The sequence below is a fragment of the Belnapia sp. AC561 genome (assembly GCF_979252845.1).
The window spans coordinates 1-524 of record NZ_CEEDBP010000117.1 but is presented as its reverse complement, the minus strand read 5'-3'; the positions used below and the strand labels follow the sequence as shown (position 1 = coordinate 524).

The 524-nt window shown below is 64.3% G+C and carries 1 pseudogene; it reads right to left on the bottom strand.

From position 1 onward, the window contains the following. Nucleotides 1-77 precede the first annotated feature (77 nt). Nucleotides 78-442: pseudogene (locus AC0IW9_RS30375) on the bottom strand (transposase); the annotation flags it as partial. Between the last annotated feature and the right edge of the window lie 82 nt (nt 443-524).

The window sequence follows — 524 nt, the reverse complement described above, 5'->3', positions numbered from 1 at the left end:
GCAAGCAGGATCGATGACCTGCTGCCGTGGAACCTCAGACCAGATGGTCAAGCCGTGGTGATAGGCTGACGCTTACCAGGCACCAGCACTTGGTCGACATAGTCCTGGAAGAGCGAGCCATTGATCGGCCCGTCGAGCACCATGGGCGCGACCATGCCAGTGTTGCGCAGGCCGGCGATGAAGGTCGTGGTCAGCCAAGGTGGCGGCCCGCAGCCGCTCGCCCTTGGGCACCCGGCCATGGGTGCGGGCCATGTCGGTCGAGGCCCAGGTTCATCGATGAACACCAGCCGATCCGGGTAGCGGTCAGGCTGCGCCTCGAACCAAGCCCAGCGCCGCCTCAGGACGTCCGGGCAGTCCTGCTCCGCGGCGTGGGCGATCCTTTTTTGTGCGTCATCCGCCGCCGGTCGAGGAAGCGCCACAACGTGCCGATGCCGGCAGACACACCAGCTCTAGAGCGTTTTCCTATCAGTCTGCGTCATAGCCTGCGGCGGTAAAGTAGTTAGTGCACTCGGTTGGGGTGAAGG